Genomic DNA, 15,769 nt, shown 5'->3' on the forward strand with positions numbered 1-15,769 from the left:
CAAAAAACACTGGTCAGCTCTGTCGGCATGGTGCTTATCTCAGGGTAAAATTAGTGCTACTTTTATCAAGGGCGCTCAACACGAAAATGATAGGGCTCAGTAAGTTTCAACAATCATAGAGAATTGTAATGAATACCAAGGAAAAAATAATCCGTACCAGCATTGCTTTATTTAACTTGCATGGAGAGCGCGCGATTACGACTAACCATATTGCTTCTAGTTTAGGTATTAGCCCAGGCAATTTGTATTATCATTTTAAAAATAAAGAAGACATTATCAGGCAGATATTCGCACTGTATAGCGAGCATTTAAATACACACTTTAAGCCTTTAGAGCAACATAGCGAGCCGCTTGAGCAACTAACGCTCTACCTAGACTCATTGTTTGACTTAATGTGGCGCTATCATTTCTTCTATGACAATTTGACAGATATTTTAGCCAAAGATGACGAGCTAAAGAAAAACTATATTGCGTTTCAAGCTCGCCTACTAGAGCAAGTAAAAGCGGTGGTGATTGGGCTGAGAGAGTCGGGGGTTATCACGATTAATGACGCTGATGCAAAAGAGCTCGCCCATATGCTAAAAATGACCGTGAGCTTTTGGACGCCTTATGTGAAAGCAAGGCGAATGACGGGCGTGTTAGAACAGCAAGATATATACAATGGCATCGTCAAGGTGCTCATGTTATTTAAACCTTATGCTACGCAAATGAGTATGCCCAAAATAACGCAATTACAACAACATTATCAGGCATTGGCTGAGGCAAGCTTACCAAGTATTGCTTAATTATTATTAAAGTGACAGAGCTAGGTTTCGCTATTGCACGTGAAGATTGATAGTAAATACGTTGATTATTTCCTAATCGCTTCTGAATTTGATATACTCGCGCGCCCGAACCGTCCCTCGGCCGGTGTGCGCCACGATATCGTCCTCTTTGGTCAAATCGAAGCAGCATCGCAACCGATAATCGACCTGTAGTAGAGTGACTTTTATGCTTAAATTTATCGTCAAATTACACCCTGAAATTGCTATTAAGAGCAAATCTGTCCGTAAGCGCTTCACCAAAGTATTAGAGAAAAACATCAAAATGCTGTTGGTGCGTGTTGACGAAAACGTAAAAGTTAAAAATAACTGGGACAACATCTCAGTGACCAGTCAGCTCGATGATGAAAAAACGCGCTTGGCGTTAATTGATAATCTCAAGCGCACACCTGGGATCGTGCAATTTATTGAGGTGCAAGAGACCCAGTTTGAAACGCTTGATGATATCTATCAGCAAACGCTTGCACTAGTTGCACCACTAATTGTAGGTAAAACTTTCTGCGTTCGCGTAAAACGCCAAGGTCAGCATGAATTTACATCAAGCGATGTCGAGCGTTATGTCGGGGGGGGGTTAAACCAAAACATTGAGGGCGCAAGTGTTAGGTTGAAAAAACCAGATGTGACGGTAAAAATTGAAATTAAAGACGATAAAGCTTATATCGTCCGCCATCAGCATTTTGGTTTGGGTGGTTTCCCATTGCCAACGCAAGAAGATGTGCTTTCTTTGATTTCCGGTGGTTTTGACTCAGGTGTTGCGACCTATCAAATGATGAGAAAAGGGGCGCGTACTCATTTCTTATTCTTCAACTTGGGCGGTGCGGCGCATGAGATTGGGGTTAAGCAAGTGAGCCATTATTTATGGAAACAGTTTAGCTCAACGCATAAAGTGAAGTTTATCACGGTTGACTTTGAACCTGTTGTTGCTGAAATTCTTGAAAACGTCGAAAGTGGGCAGATGGGCGTGGTTCTGAAGCGCATGATGATGCGCGCTGGTACCGTGGTTGCAGAACGTTTGGGGATCCCTGCAATTGTGACCGGTGAGAGTATCGGCCAGGTATCAAGTCAAACACTGGCTAACCTCAATGTCATTGACCGTGTTACCGAAATGCTTATCCTACGACCGCTCATCCAGCATGATAAAGAAGAAATCATTCGTATCGCGCGTGCTATTGGTACCAATGAAATGGCTGAAGCGATGCCGGAATACTGCGGTGTGATCTCTAAAAAACCGACGGTCAAAGCACAGCTTGATAAAATTTTAGCGGAAGAAGAAAAGTTTGATTTTGATGTGTTAAACACCGTGGTTTCAAATGCCACGGTGAAAGATATTCGTGACATTGAAGTTGAAGCAAAAGAAGAGGTCAAAGAGGCTGAGTCGGTAAGCGAATTACCCGACAACGCGGTAGTGCTGGATATTCGCTCTCCAGATGAAGAAGATGCAAACCCGCTAGAACTCGAAGGCGCTGAGGTCATTCATTTACCTTTCTTTAGGTTAGCCACCAAATTTGGCGATTTACCACAAGATAAAGAATACTATTTATATTGCGCCAAAGGCGTAATGAGCCAACTACAAGCGCTTATTTTGCATGAAAATGGCTACACCAATGTAAAGGTGTATCGTCCTTAAAATAAAGAACCTTATACCGGTTAGCTTAACTGGTATTATCGTGTTGGGTGAGCATGCTTCTCACCCAATAGATGAATAGCGTAATTATTGTTGGTGAACGACATAAACGTTAAGTTGCCAGCAGAGCGTGGATAGGTTTTTACACTGAGGTATTCAACTCACATTTCTTTACTTCGTCGAGCAGTTGCTGATTATAAGGAACGGTAATATGTTGCTTCGCAGCTAACTTGCAGATATATCCACACATGGCATCAATTTCACTGCGTCTATTATTCGCGATATCCTGATTCATCGAAGAGCGATTTTCTGCTGTTTGCATCATCACGGTGTAGGCAAGCGTCAGTAACTCGTTCAGTGCTAAGTTAACCCCAGCCTTTGCAGCTATAAACTGTACTTCATTCATTAAATTGAGTATTCGGGCCGCATATTTGGGCTGCCTGAGCTGACCATTTTTGATTTGTTCAAGTGCGCTTAATGGGTTAATAGCAATATTTACAGCGAGCTTTCGCCAAAGGATTGGCATGATGTCAGAAGTGGTTTGAGCATTTTTGAATGTGCCAAACAGCTGTGAAAATAGCTTTTGATAATGACATTGAGCTGACAAATTTAGAGGGCCAAACCAAGTCGCTCCTTGGCCTGTATGGTATACCGTATCTTTAACCTTGTATCCTGCAATAGAGGTACTTAAAAAGTAAGCTGACTGATTGCTACCTAATTTGGCTAGTTCTTTTGAGCAATCAATCATGCCATTGTGGCTTAAGATCAAGCTGCCATGTGCAGATAGCTTTGGGTAGAGCTCATTGATAGCGTCAACGACTTGGTAAGCCTTAACAGGAATAATCAGGGTGTCTATGCTTTTTGCTGGGATCTCAGTTGATAGTGTATGTTGGCATGCTATTACTTGAGTGTCACTTTGTTGCTGGTAGTGGTAGGTTACAGCACGTTTTGTTCGTGTGATCAAGGTTACGTGATGAGACTGACTCAGATGTTGAGCCAGTAGCAAGCCTATCGCACCATCACCAACAATGTGGATACTAGCCATGTTGCTTTTTACGCCAGCGCGCCCAAAAATAAAATAACACAAAGTAGCTGACCGCACCGGCAACATCAGCAATAAAATCTGCTGTTGATGCTTGACGGTAGGGCAGTGAGTCTTGCATCCACTCTATTCCCGCACCGTATAAAGAAAGCAGGAGTAAGTGAAACCAAACCTTAAATTTAAATGCGTGGTGCGAGATAAAAGCGAGTATAAAAAAGACACCAAAATGCGCTACTTTATCGACATGTGGAAATAGCCTTGGAGACAAGCTCACTTCCTTAGCAAATAGCACAGTACATATGATTAAAGAAATAATTAACAAGGTTTTATAAACGCGCCGTGTCACAATTCATTCCACTTCTACATGACTAAGTCGGCAGTATAACATTGAAAACTGGCCATTGGGTGAACATACATAGGGTAAAAACTTAAAATAACTCAAACAGAGTATAAACTGTTATAATCCAGCCAAAACGACTTTAGGAGAGAAGCATGCCTTCATTTGATATTGTATCTGAAATAGAAATGACAGAAGCAAAAAATACCGTAGATAACGCGGTTCGTGAACTTGATACTCGATTTGACTTTCGTGGTGTTGATGCCTCTATTGAGTTAACAGGAGAGGTGATCAACCTAAAAGCTGAAGCAGAACAACAAGTAATGCAGTTGTTTGATATGCTTGTTGGCAAAGCAGCCAAACGTGGTTTAGATGTAGCAAGTTTTGAGTTAAAAGACATTGAGCGTTCGGGCAAATATGTGTCACGTAAAGTTGCCCTTAAACAAGGGATCGATAAAGACATGGCGAAAAAGCTTGTCAAGTTGATCAAAGACTCAAAAGTTAACGTAATATCTGCCCAAAAAATGATGTTGACATAAGTTGATATAATTAGTCAGTGAGTGTTATGACTTATCTTTACTGGTATTTTTGAAACTTCTTACCTTAAACTCAGCCATGTCTACATTTTTTATCGTAGACAACCATAACATAAATCTTTATTTGTCACATAGAAACAAATAAAAAATTCACAGTGTTGACGAATTAATAGTAAGTACCCCTCGTCTTTTATAGCATGATTTCGATTCAGTCTTAATAGAATATAGACTATCCTTAATTGCGCCTCGAAGAAGGCATTAAATACGTTATAATACGACGCTAATATTGAATTTAAAGGATAACGATATGCCCTCATTTGATGTAGTCTCAGAAGTTAACTTAGATGAAATGCGCAATGCAACAGAAAACGCTAACAGAGAGCTTAGTACACGTTTTGACTTTCGAGGTGTGGATGCAAGTTTTGAGTGGAAATCACCAGCTGTTACGGTAAAAGCAGAGAGTGATTTCCAAGTTAAACAAATGGTTGATATCTTACGTAAGCAATTAGTTAATAGAAAAATAGACCCTAATGCTATGGATATATCTTCTCCTGAGTTTTCGGGAAAGCTCTGCTATCAAAAAGTCACGATTAAAGAGGGTATCGAAAAAGATGTGGCTAAAAAGATCGTTAAGATGGTAAAAGACACAAAAATTAAAGTTCAAATAGCAATACAAGGCGAAGAATTAAGGGTGACGGGTAAAAAGCGTGATGACTTACAGTCTGTAATGCAATTGATTCGTGAGAGTGATCTTGGGCAACCGTTTCAATTTAAAAACTTTAAGGACTAGTGAAAGCTAATCCACTTTTAGTTACTAAACATCTTTGGGCGTTGATAGTTCTGCGACAGATTCTGACGCCTAAATTTCACATTATTTGGACACTATACTTAAAAGAGTATTAACTTTAACCTTGCTTAATTGCTCAGGCTAGCGGCCTTTGTACGCGTAAAAAATATAATTGCTTATTAAGGCTAATTTAGGTGTAATGAATACATAACAAGCGCTGAGCAATGCAGGGAAAGCTTCATTAATAGATTAGCTGTTCAAACCAATTGATTTGGCTAATGTCTCTAAAAAGCAAACTCCCATAGCATCAACAACACCAACTCTGACACATCGAGTGGGTAGCTGCTCAGTCCTACAGGCGATTATGCAACACAACTGCGTGTCGAATAAATACTAAAATGTTATGTTTACCTAGTTGGATAGATATGAAAGGCACAATCACAGAAAAAATGAAAAACCACTTTTTATTAGAGATGCTGTCAAAATATAAAAATCAGAGTAAGAATACACATATCTTAGAGTATGAGTTTTTAATGACAGACCTTTCGTTTGTAAGAAACCTACCAATGCTCTTTGTGGATACCGTTGCGGTTGATACTGGTTCATTGTTAGCACAAGTGGTTGAGCATTTAAAAAAAGATGGATACTTAGAAAGTAATAATCTGAAATTTAAATTTACAGAGAAAGGTGCTGAGAAAGCCAATAATCTATCAGATTTATCTAATGAAATAGAAGAGCTTGAGAATATTGCACCTCCTCAAAAGGTCAACTTTTGGAGTAGGCCAACAGGTGTTGTCATTTTAGGTTTAGTTACATGCTTTATATTTTGGCTTATTCAAACAAACTTCTTAAGTGAATTGAGAGCCCAAACATAACAAAGCCTTCAAAGCTGACGCAATAAGCTCCGCTCCGTTTTGGGGGGCTGCACCACTTTACTCCAAAACTCCACCCACGCTTATTACACAATTTAACGCGGCATTAGCCTATAKAATTTTTATGCGAAATTCACCTAATACAGACACTCCCTGCTCGTTTTTTCCATCGTCGTGCTAACAATGATTTAGTYAGCACGGGTTTGCCCCATTGTGAGTTAGTTTAAATGCTCTAAAGGTCTGTTTTGAGCGAGAAGCAGACCTCTAGAGATCAAAGTTACACTGTTTTTATGCAAAGTGCCTGATTTCGTCCCATAACAGTATTACTCGTCGTTTTGGAGTAAAGTGATAAACTTTAATTTAATACTGTGTTGTATACTTGTTTACATTGGCAGTTGTTGGTGGAATTATAAAGTTATGTAATATGAGCCGTTTTGGTATGTGATAAGCTACCAAAATCGGAAAGAATAGGCTGTTATGCCTACCAAGGAATTAGACTCTGATGGAAACCCCAAAATTATTTATATCTTATAGTTGGTCTAGCCCAACACATGAGCAGTGGGTCATTGAGCTCGCAAACGAGTTAACCGAATCTGGCATTCATGTCATTCTAGATAAGTGGGATCTTAAGGAAGGCCATGATTCTGTGGCTTTCATGGAAAAGATGGTCACTGACCCTGAAATATCAAAAGTAGCAATTGTGTGCGATGAAGTTTATGCATCAAAAGCAGATGGTCGATCGGGAGGTGTCGGAACTGAAACGCAGATTATCTCACGTGAGGTATATGAAAATCAGGAGCAAGGAAAGTTTGTTGCAATCATTCCTGAAAAAGATGATCAAGGTAAAGCATTTTTGCCAACATACTATAAATCTAGAATATATATCGATCTGAGTGAACCAGATAATTACGTAGATAACTTCGAAAAGTTGCTGAGGTGGGTATACGATAAGCCTCTTTATAAAAGGCCAGAAATAGGAAAGCGACCTTCATTTTTAGAAGAATCAGAAGGTATTTCATTAGGAACTACTGCAACCCACAAAAGAGCGATATCCGCAATTAAAGAAAATAAGCCATTTTTATCGGGGGCTCTAGATGAATATTTGACGACATTTGCGAGCAATCTAGAGAAATTTAGAATTACAGATAAAGTTGGTGAGTTTGATGAGCAAGTAATAGATAGCCTTGAGAAATTTATCCCGTATCGTAATGAAGCTATTTCTCTGTTTGTAGCGTTAGCGCAATATGCACCAACCGAAGAAAATATTTCAAAGTTACATCGTTTTTTCGAGGCATTAATACCTTATATGAATAGGCCTGAAAACATGAGTAGTTGGAGTGAATGGGACTTTGACAACTTCAAGTTTATTGCACACGAACTATTTCTCTACTTAGTAGCCATTCTTATAAAGCATGAAAAATTCTCAGAAGTGAACCTTCTATTAAATCAAGAATATTACGTGTCAGGCCAGTCCGATTACGGTAAAGATGTGATGGTGGGTTACCATGCTTTTCGACCATTTTTACGCTCACTAGAGCATAGGAATACTCGGTTAAAATTAAATCAATTATCACTCCATGCTTATCTGCTAAAGCAACGTAGCAAACATTCTGGGATTGAATTTAAACATCTTATGCAAGCTGACTTTATATTGTTCATGAGAACCGAAATACAACAATCTGATTATTATCCCCGCTGGTTTCCAGATACCTTAGTTTATCTTGGTCGATTTCACAGCGCGCTCGAGGTGTTCGCTAGGTCTTCATCAAAGTCATATTTTGAAAAATCAAAATGTATTCTTGGAATAGATAAACCATCAGACTTGAATGAGTTGATGGAGGCTTATAAAACCGACCGAAATAAGTTGCCAAGATGGCAGTTTGATTCATTTAGTCCATCGGTATTACTGGGCTATGAACAACTAGCAACAAAGGCATAACAAGTTGCTACACGCGGCGCCTCAATTTTCCGGTGAGCAATACGTTATGTGTGTAAGTCAAGGAAACAATATGTCTTTTATTTACCATACACATAAGTTTAGAAACGCTCTGGCGTACTTAATTGAGTTTGAGTCGTATAAGTTGCTCGACTGTAATGGATGGGCTTGTTTGAATAGCTTTCCAAGTGGCAGCTGTGGAGTCGTATCTGATTTATTGGGTACATACCTAACAGAGCAAGGATTTTCTGGTGTTAAAGTTATTCGTGCGAATACACAGAGTGAGATATTCCCGGGTGTAAATTCACACGCTTGGGTTGAAGTTAATAGAAAGTACGTAGACATCACTGGTCATCAGTTTCCTCAAATATCTGACTCTCGCATTTCTATTCAGGATAAACATTCATCGGGTTGGTTGTACCGCTATGCTCAAGAAGCTAAAGCAGACTTTGCCTATGATGAAGGCGAACCATCAATCGATATTTACGCTGACTTGTATCAATTAGTAGCACATCGTGTGGAGAGCATATAACAAGGGTTTCGATGCAAAAACGCATGATAGCAAGCAAGTTTAAATAAAGGCTACACAGTCAAAAATTGTTTCCTTTCGTAGCGAGCCGGAACACACTATCATTATCACAATATTGCCTAACGGCACTTTTGAAGAAATTTACAATTGCCCAGAAAATCTAGCTTGGGCAAAGTTTTTAGGCAAAACATTCCAAAAAATGGGCAATTTCAAATAGCGCGAAGCAAACTAAAACAGCCAAGTAAGCAGGTCTTCGAGCCTAGTCGTTGCCAAGAATCAGTTAACACGTCAATTAACTATGTATTTTCGGCGCTAAATTTTTTTGCCCATGGCGGGTTATTAATATAACTCACCTTTGCCCCAAAGCAAGCTAGAAAATCTTGCTCAAAGGGCTAACAACACCGATTGCGCCTTGCCGTAAAACATTAGTATAGATACATTGTCTAAAGGATTCTGCGTATTCGGCATTACGGTTTTTTAGCCAATGCATGTCGCAAGCGAAATTTAGCGCTGATAAGGGCGGAGACATCATGCACATGCAGAGCGAAAAGGCCAAAGACAGAAAACGTGACACTGATACCGCCTTGGCCTTGTCAGCATTATAAGGTAGATATCTTGCGGCTAATTGGCGTATTCAAGTTAGATGTAACAACGACAAAAGTAGAGCTAACGAGTAAGCAGCTAGATAGCTCAGGCTAGCGGCCTTTGTACACGTAAAAAATATAATTGCTTATAAAGATTAATTGAGATGTAATGAAGACATAATAAGTGCTGAGCAATGCAGGGAAAGCACATAACACTAGCTAGGAAAGTGAGAGCCTTCAAAAAGCAAATTCATACAGTATAAACAACACCAACTGTGTGTCACATAAATACTAAAATGCTATATGCAATCTATCTACTGCATCAGTTCAAACTAGAAGGATATTAAAAATGACGAAGTTTTTCTTACTCATTAGTGTTTTTAGCTTTTCAGGAGTAGTTTTAGCTGAAACACCTAAATTGAAATCAAAAGATGATTATAGAAATGACTCACATCAGATTTGTGTTAAAAAGTGGACTAAGCGGAACGAATTAGATCGACGTATGTATAATCACTGCATGGAGGGTCAAATGGAAGGATACGAAAAAGTTAAAGAGTTACACTTATACGCTGATCAAGACTTTTACTCCAAAACAGCATATCCATATTGTATAAAGAATTGGACGAAACGAGGTGTTGTAGATACTCGTATGCTTGCCCATTGCCTAGAAAAAGAAGTAGAAGGTATAAAGGACGTAATGTACTACCGTAAACAATATGGTGAAGAACAAGTTAATAAAATAGTTGGACGTGCGCTGAGTAGATATGGTTCATGGAATATGGCTGCATATTCAGTAGAGAAAGCAATTGAGTAAATTGCATACAAGTTGCTCAAGTGCACTCACTTCGTTCGTTAGGGCAATTAACAGTTGGCTTGGCGCTTCGCGCAAGTATAGCCAACTATTAATTGTCCCTTAGCAAAGCAGTAGGCATCAAGGGGAGAAACGTGCCAGAACCAACAAGTATGCAAATATTAGATACGGTCATTAAAGTTGGCTTGGGAGCGCTAGTTACAGGTGTTGTCAGTTATCTTATTAGTGAAAAAAATAGACAGCACGATGTAGAGAAAACAAAGTGGGAGAGTAGAAAATACATATTATTAGAAGCAACAAACTCAGCGCAACAGTATTTCTCTTCAGCATCAAAATTGTTGGCTGCGTTAGATGGGGTTAGCAAGGATATTGAATCTAATGGACAGCCTTATAGTGATTACAAAAAATTTTTAAAAGTAAAAGACGAGAGTTATGTTGACGCTACAGGTGACCTTGAGCGTTGTTACGCACTTTTATTGATTTTGGTTGGAGACAATTCCGAAGCATCGAAAAAAATATGGGAATACCAAGAGGAAGTATCGTCTTTAAGGAAGTCTGTGTTTAGGAGTAGTGCAGGCCTTAATATTCCAACGCAGCACGAAATTTCAAGGTATAGAGAAAATCTGAGCAATCTTAGAAAAGATTTTTATTGTAGCTTACGGAAAAATGTTGGGCTCAATAATGCCTAGCAAACGCTTTAACCAAGGGACGCAAAACAGCGGGCTTGCGCTCCTTCGTCGCTTATTTTAGCCTACTATTTTGCGCCAGTTAAACGACGCGTTAGCCAACAAGAGTTAGTATGTCAGTCATAAGCATTTATCAAGAACCGAAAGACCTTTTTTTAAAACTTGCTAGAGAGGGAAGAAGGACTTGGACTTCAGACTCCAAAGTAGATACTGCTGATCACCTTTTCAATTACTGTATAACAGCGCATTCATTAAGAGATTGGTGTATTAAACATCTTTCTATTTCTAAAAAAGAATTTCATGAAGTTTGTAATACCTATGAACGATTAGAGTGGTGTCGAGACATAGCTAATTCTTCCAAACACTTTGGTCTGAGGCTGGACAAAACAAGTACCGTATCAAAGGTAAATGATATTAAAGATGAGTTGGTTACTATTACCCCTGATGGTCAATATAGCTCGACAACACATAGCCGAGACTCTTTTATCATCGAAAAATCCAATGGTGAAAGTGAATTGTTGATGATGTTTTTATTTTATTCATTTTCAAACTGGGAAGAAATATTTGATAAGTATCATATACCAAGGCATCCCGATTCTTTAAAGACTGAAATGTTTATAGAATTTGCATAAAAGTTGGCTAACAAAGAGCTTACTCATAGAATTCGGCAGTTAGAACACTCATAAAATGCTCCTCCCTCGTATCTGTCTGACAGGAGAAGTCCAAATCTACTCACCGAGACAATAGGATCAGATATGGGCTACTAAACATTACTTATAGCTACAGTTGAATTTCATTTGTTTACAACTCTTTGGCAAAAATTGATGCAGCCTTAATAAGGATATTACGTTCTTCTGACACCTCCTCGAGCCGCCGTTCCAGTGTTTTAATAATTAAGCTACCCTTTAAGCTGCGATCTTTTTTAGCGGCATTGAGCCATGAATATAATGTACTTTGTCCAATTTTCAAGTCTTTAGCTACTTCAGCGACTCGCTCTCCACCAGAAAGTACTCTTTTTGTAGCTAATAACTTAATTTCATTTGAGTAAGGTTTACTCACTTTCTTATTCCTCGATTTAAGCTTAGGATTCCTAAGTATACATGGTAGATTAAAGCTTAGAGAATCTAAGCACCAGCTTTTTATTATGATTTACTTTTGGATTTTATTAACCCCCTCCCAATTCGGCTTAAAGAAGCTAGGACAAGATCAAATATATCTCAAAGAGCATTGGGAGTTAGAATTGGTCTGGAACCCGACTCTGCGAGTGGGCGAATGAACCATTACGAAAAAGGTAGGCATACACCTGATCTGCAAACATTAAAGCGAATAGCTGAAGAGTTGGGCGTTCCACTAAACTATTTTTTTTGCGAAAGCGATGAAATGGCCAAATTTGTTTTGTTATTCGAACTGCTACCTGAAGACGAAAAAATCAAGTTACTAAGTGAGCTGAATCGCAAACAGAAGACCTTACCTGATTAGTAAGTTCAGCTAAATTAGCCCATTTTCACTTTTACTACTTTCTGACATTGTCCCCGACGAATCAAGACCGGAACAAGTTGTGCCTTGATGTACTCATCTGGCGATTAGTGTAATCCACTGAATTTAATACGTCACTGGTTGTTAAGAGCTAGGAATAGCCACCCAAATCTTAAAACCCAAACTTTTTGAGATTTAGGTTATTAGCTTTTCCCATATCGGCGTTTTTCAAGGTGGTTGTCACCATTAGCTGCTTTTACTGCCTGTAGCTGCGCCAATACATTTTTATCTTGCTCAGTTGTCGCTGGATGTTCATAGGTATGAGCTATCTACGTTTTATTACCTATGAATGGTCTATTGACTATCAAATCTTTATGTGGTTTTTCGTTAATATTGATTGAAGTCAATTACTTTCTACAGTTTACATGTATTGTAACTAATATGTTGTGATTGTTTTTAGGGGTTGTTAGTGCCAAGGATAAAATGTAAATGTTGTGGTTACGAAGAAGAAGCTAATAAAGAATTCTTTTTCAAATTATTAGGTGGCGGCATGGTAGGTTTTGGAGGTTATGCTTGGGTTGTATACCTTTTCGCTGGAACTGGATTCGCTTTTGTTATATGTGTAGCAATCGTAAGTGGTGGTGTTGCTATGCTAGCCTTTTCTGATGAGATTACGAAATGGGTTTCAGAGAGGTTTGACTGCCCTTATTGCAACAATAATGACTGGGATCTAATTAAGTAATAAGTCCTTTTCATGACTAGGAATCCGCTATCCTTAGCTCTTTTCTATTTCACTGAGTATCGAGCTTATACATAACGAAGCATTTCAAGTGGCGCTTAGCACTTTGAATTCAGGTTAAGCTATAAAAGGGGATGGTTAAATTCGTAGTAGCGCAGCTGGTACTGTAGTGTGGCGTTAACCTTCTGGACATGATGCTCAACCGAACTCTGGCAAAGAGCTAGAAGCGGCTGCTTAGCTTTTAAAATGTAAAAATTAAATTGTTAGATTACTAGGGAAAATATGGATACATCCTCTAAAATTGGTTGGCAAAACCTTGATGTATGGTCAGAAACATACATCGCTGCTCGCTGGATAGTTGAAGACAAATTACCCGAGAAACAGTATCAAGCTGAAGTTGTTGATGGACCATTATCGCAAATGGTGCTTGTTTCGTCTCATCAGCTTGTTGAAATTATGTTGTTTAAATGTATAAAGCAAAATTTAAAAGACACTGGGAAATGGAATGATGTAATGGAAACTGTGCTATTGAAACTTAATTTCAACGAAGCATTTAATAAATGGCCAAAGTTAATTTTGGGTAAAGCATTCCCCAAAAAAGTTCAACCTTTTACCGCAGCTCTGATACTTGCACAGCGAAGAAATGCTACAGTTCATAGTGAATCTGCGCTTACTACTTTAGAAATGGCAAAGGCAGCACTTTACACTGGTCTAATGGCATCTCGAGCAATAGAGGAGCACTTTAGCGGTATGCCTTTCTCTTACGAAGAAGTTATAAGTAAGTACCCGATTAGTGATTCAGAGTTACTATCTAACAGCATGTATCCAAATTTAACCTAAGAGATCAATCAATAAGGGGTCCTGTGGAAGAACCCCAATAAGGTTATGATTGGTCGAACAATTTAATTTCGACCAAATGCTCTTCCAACGACCCCCCTGTCATTTATCTGATTTAACCTCTGTTAATATGGATCATGACGTTTTTCTAAATACAGTATTTTCATGACCGTTAAATTTTTAGGGGCAGTCACTATTCAATCATCCCAAAGCTTTTTCTTAACTGCAGAGACATTCTTGCCACTTGGCGCTCTAACTCTTCATTTCGTGCTTCTAGGTCAGATATCTTTTTTACTTTGTCCTGAATTCTTAAGCTGTCGCTTTCCTTTATAATCATTTCCACGAACTCTCTGTGCAGTAAGCCTCTTAGCTTGTTTACTTCATTTTTTAATTGTTGGTTTTCGATAACAAGTTCAGGCTTACTCTTACTACCTTGTGTCTGCAAGTGTTTATCTATTTCCCTCTTCCGGAGGGCTCTGAGCATAGCGTTGGTGTCATACATATGACTCACCAGTTTTGGATACCTTTTAGGGCGCAATGCGCTCCGTTGTTTATTTAAGCTGTTGCAGACATCAGTATTACTGACTTGGTACTTGCTAATTGTTAATTCGGCAGGTGAGTGAGCTTCCATAATATTTGCTTTGCACACTTCAACTAAAGCCTCAAAAGCCCTATAAAATGCACTCTCCGCACCAGGCTTTAACCATTCAGGAGCTTTAATTGTATCGTCGCTCGCTTCAAGCCAATTATCAATCTCAAAATTTGTTATATCATCAATGCTCATTTACGCTGCCTTCCATTTCTTCAACATATCTTTTCCTTCCTTCACAGCTTTTAATGACTCCTTCACTAGCGGGTCGCTCTCATCTACATTTAAGATGCTTATTCTATTATTCACAAACTCCTGATGAGCAATTGACTGACGTATAAGAGCAGCTTCATTATTGATCTTAGATGCACAAAAGTTTACACAGCCTACGCAAGTTGAATAGCTGGCCCCGTCATAGTCTGGTGCCCCTGTTTCTTTGTCAAAACAATTAGCGTGCTTTATCAATGAGGCTCGAGAAAGGCAATACCCATATTCATGGGCTTTTACATGAACATATTCATCAGCCAAATCATCTAGGAAGTCATCGATGCGATCAGACGTAACGACTTGATATTCAACGCTCTTGGATAAAATATCAACTGCAATTCCCTGTAAGTCTTTAACAAATTTTCTATTAACAGTCGCTTGGAGTTCCTCATCAACTATTCTGTGTAAAACTTCCTTGAGATATTTCTTAACCAAGTCATCTGCAACTTCCTTGGTTAATTTATTAAACGTATAATGATCGGTCATGTATGAACCATAGCTATGCATAAAGTGACGGCGAATCTCTTCAACTACATTGCCTTCAAACATTCTTAACGCAAACTCAGCCCACGTATGGCGGAATTGGTGCGCTTTTATCTCTTTGTGTTCCTTGCCCATCTCAGGATGTGCTTCAGTAAAACAAAGATAGTATTTTTTTAAAGCTTGAGACATTCTATGACTAGTAAGCCTTGATAAATCATTTAGGTTCCCTTTAGCTTTTACTCCTAAAAAATCATTGCTAAACAAATAGATATTATCATCCAAATTTAACCTGCATAATTTGAGGTTATCAGCCGCTTCTTTAAGTAAGTTGTGCGTCACTCGAGCCTCTTCTATGCCATGGTTAGTCTTTTTTATCGGCGTCGTATAAAAAATACTCTTGGGATCATCTGCGTCTGCAACTACATCCTTATTTCTCATGTTGCATATTTCACTCCAAGAGCGAGAGCCTGTTAAGCAGAGCATTACCGTTAATGCGGCATATCTTAAATTTGACCTAACGTGTTCTATCACGTCTTTTGTTGTCTCTTCATTTGTTAAATATTGCTCCGCAATGCTTATAAAGTCGTTGCCCAGATCCCAATATAAATCCCACTTTTCCACATTTGCGTCTAAAGACCTCTGCACAGCGGTAATGCTTTGATGTAATTTATTTTCATAATAAAAATCTTCAGCTTTACAGTTTTTCCCAGACTTTTTGCAAGCGTAATAGTATTCCCTTAACTTAGAAACAGGCTTATCTGGGGGAGTGAAGTGAAATTTATAAAGATCTCGTGACTTTGTTTGTTTAAATTG

The 15,769-nt window shown here is 38.8% G+C and carries 17 protein-coding genes and 1 pseudogene; 13 read left to right on the top strand and 5 right to left on the bottom strand.

Going from position 1 to position 15,769, the window contains the following annotated elements; genetic code table 11:
- The first annotated feature begins 128 nt into the window (after positions 1 to 128).
- Both EAG18_RS18215 and thiI read left to right on the top strand, forming a co-directional pair.
- Positions 129 to 785, top strand: a complete 657-nt coding sequence (locus tag EAG18_RS18215) for a TetR/AcrR family transcriptional regulator (RefSeq protein ID WP_125253791.1) — start codon at positions 129 to 131, stop codon at positions 783 to 785.
- Between the two features lie 205 nt (positions 786 to 990).
- Positions 991 to 2,448 (top strand): tRNA uracil 4-sulfurtransferase ThiI, encoded by a 1,458-nt coding sequence (thiI, locus tag EAG18_RS18220; protein WP_125253792.1) that lies wholly within the window; start codon positions 991 to 993, stop codon positions 2,446 to 2,448.
- A gap of 139 nt (positions 2,449 to 2,587) precedes the next feature.
- Here the strand turns inward: thiI and EAG18_RS18225 are convergent, their stop codons facing one another.
- Together EAG18_RS18225 and EAG18_RS18230 are read right to left on the bottom strand one after the other, a co-directional pair.
- Positions 2,588 to 3,490 (bottom strand): 2-dehydropantoate 2-reductase, encoded by a 903-nt coding sequence (locus tag EAG18_RS18225; RefSeq protein WP_125253793.1) that lies wholly within the window; start codon positions 3,488 to 3,490, stop codon positions 2,588 to 2,590.
- A complete protein-coding gene (locus EAG18_RS18230; protein ID WP_185745621.1) occupies positions 3,483 to 3,833 on the bottom strand; it encodes a VanZ family protein in 351 nt (116 codons plus the stop codon). Before EAG18_RS18230 ends, EAG18_RS18225 begins: the two co-directional genes overlap by 8 nt.
- A gap of 146 nt (positions 3,834 to 3,979) precedes the next feature.
- Between EAG18_RS18230 and EAG18_RS18235 the strand changes: the two are divergent.
- The 8 genes and pseudogenes from EAG18_RS18235 to EAG18_RS18270 form a co-directional block, all read left to right on the top strand.
- A pseudogene (locus EAG18_RS18235) lies at positions 3,980 to 4,360 on the top strand (DUF520 family protein); the annotation flags it as partial.
- A 307-nt stretch (positions 4,361 to 4,667) separates the two neighbouring features.
- Positions 4,668 to 5,150 carry a YajQ family cyclic di-GMP-binding protein gene (locus EAG18_RS18240; protein WP_125253795.1) on the top strand — a complete coding sequence of 161 codons (483 nt, stop codon included), beginning with the start codon at positions 4,668 to 4,670 and terminating at the stop codon, positions 5,148 to 5,150.
- Positions 5,151 to 5,572: 422 nt separating this feature from the next.
- Positions 5,573 to 6,022 (top strand): hypothetical protein, encoded by a 450-nt coding sequence (locus EAG18_RS18245; protein WP_125253796.1) that lies wholly within the window; start codon positions 5,573 to 5,575, stop codon positions 6,020 to 6,022.
- A gap of 499 nt (positions 6,023 to 6,521) precedes the next feature.
- Entirely contained in the window at positions 6,522 to 7,958 is a 1,437-nt protein-coding gene (locus tag EAG18_RS18250; RefSeq protein ID WP_125253797.1) for an SEFIR domain-containing protein, read from the top strand.
- A gap of 70 nt (positions 7,959 to 8,028) precedes the next feature.
- Positions 8,029 to 8,487: a hypothetical protein gene (locus EAG18_RS18255; protein WP_125253798.1), complete on the top strand. Its 459-nt coding sequence runs from the start codon at positions 8,029 to 8,031 to the stop codon at positions 8,485 to 8,487.
- Between the two features lie 930 nt (positions 8,488 to 9,417).
- The gene (locus tag EAG18_RS18260; protein WP_125253799.1) at positions 9,418 to 9,882 is read left to right on the top strand and encodes a hypothetical protein; all 465 of its coding nucleotides are present in this window, start codon (positions 9,418 to 9,420) and stop codon (positions 9,880 to 9,882) included.
- A 131-nt stretch (positions 9,883 to 10,013) separates the two neighbouring features.
- Positions 10,014 to 10,568 carry a hypothetical protein gene (locus tag EAG18_RS18265; RefSeq protein WP_125253800.1) on the top strand — a complete coding sequence of 185 codons (555 nt, stop codon included), beginning with the start codon at positions 10,014 to 10,016 and terminating at the stop codon, positions 10,566 to 10,568.
- A 110-nt stretch (positions 10,569 to 10,678) separates the two neighbouring features.
- A complete protein-coding gene (locus tag EAG18_RS18270; RefSeq protein ID WP_125253801.1) occupies positions 10,679 to 11,197 on the top strand; it encodes a hypothetical protein in 519 nt (172 codons plus the stop codon).
- Positions 11,198 to 11,366: 169 nt separating this feature from the next.
- Here EAG18_RS18270 and EAG18_RS18275 read toward each other — a convergent pair whose 3' ends face one another.
- On the bottom strand, positions 11,367 to 11,624 hold the full coding sequence (locus tag EAG18_RS18275; RefSeq protein WP_185745622.1) for a transposase: 258 nt from the start codon (positions 11,622 to 11,624) through the stop codon (positions 11,367 to 11,369).
- Between the two features lie 96 nt (positions 11,625 to 11,720).
- Between EAG18_RS18275 and EAG18_RS18280 the strand changes: the two genes are divergently transcribed.
- The 3 genes from EAG18_RS18280 to EAG18_RS18290 all read left to right on the top strand — a co-directional run bounded on the left by EAG18_RS18280 (position 11,721) and on the right by EAG18_RS18290 (position 13,620).
- Complete coding sequence (locus EAG18_RS18280) at positions 11,721 to 12,044, top strand: helix-turn-helix domain-containing protein (RefSeq protein WP_125253803.1); 324 nt, start codon at positions 11,721 to 11,723, stop codon at positions 12,042 to 12,044.
- 466 nt (positions 12,045 to 12,510) lie between these two features.
- Entirely contained in the window at positions 12,511 to 12,783 is a 273-nt protein-coding gene (locus EAG18_RS18285; RefSeq protein ID WP_125253804.1) for a hypothetical protein, read from the top strand.
- A 279-nt stretch (positions 12,784 to 13,062) separates the two neighbouring features.
- Entirely contained in the window at positions 13,063 to 13,620 is a 558-nt protein-coding gene (locus tag EAG18_RS18290; protein WP_125253805.1) for a hypothetical protein, read from the top strand.
- 190 nt (positions 13,621 to 13,810) lie between these two features.
- On the opposite strand, the gene EAG18_RS18295 is transcribed toward EAG18_RS18290, so the two are convergent.
- Positions 13,811 to 14,401 (bottom strand): hypothetical protein, encoded by a 591-nt coding sequence (locus EAG18_RS18295; protein WP_125253806.1) that lies wholly within the window; start codon positions 14,399 to 14,401, stop codon positions 13,811 to 13,813.
- On the bottom strand, positions 14,402 to 15,769 hold a 1,368-nt coding region (locus EAG18_RS18300; RefSeq protein ID WP_148098525.1), incomplete at its 5' end, for a site-specific integrase.

Source organism: Pseudoalteromonas sp. J010 (assembly GCF_003934235.1).
Classification (GTDB): domain Bacteria; phylum Pseudomonadota; class Gammaproteobacteria; order Enterobacterales; family Alteromonadaceae; genus Pseudoalteromonas; species Pseudoalteromonas peptidolytica.